Source organism: Rhizobium ecuadorense (assembly GCF_001187535.1).
Lineage (GTDB): Bacteria > Pseudomonadota > Alphaproteobacteria > Rhizobiales > Rhizobiaceae > Rhizobium > Rhizobium ecuadorense.
The window spans coordinates 1-378 of the sequence record NZ_LFIO01000149.1 but is presented as its reverse complement, the minus strand read 5'-3'; the positions used below and the strand labels follow the sequence as shown (position 1 = coordinate 378).

The 378-nt window shown below is 57.7% G+C and carries 1 protein-coding gene; it reads left to right on the top strand.

Going from position 1 to position 378, the window contains the following annotated elements; translation table 11 throughout:
- On the top strand, window positions 1-378 hold a 378-nt coding region (locus tag AF337_RS04345), incomplete at both ends, for a HAMP domain-containing histidine kinase (protein WP_160320244.1).

Genomic DNA, 378 nt, shown 5'->3' with positions numbered 1-378 from the left:
ATCTCAACCAGTCCGCGACAGCCGGCGCATTATCCTCGTCCATCGCTCACGAACTGAACCAGCCTCTTTCGGCGATCAGAAACAATGCCGAGGCAGCCTCGGTGCTTCTGCGAAGTGCGAACCCGGATCACGAACTGATCCAGCAAATTCTCCTCGACATCCAGGAAGACGATCAGCGCGCAGGCGATATCATCAGCCGGATGAGAGGATTGCTCAAGAAGAGAAACGAGATCGATTGGCAGGAGTTCGATCTGAATGATGTAACATCGAGCGCAATCCGCATCATTCACGGCGAGGCGGAACGGCGCGGAATCAAGCTGACCTCAACCCAGCCGCCGGGCGAGCTGCCGGTGCGTGCCGACAAGGTTCACGTGCAGC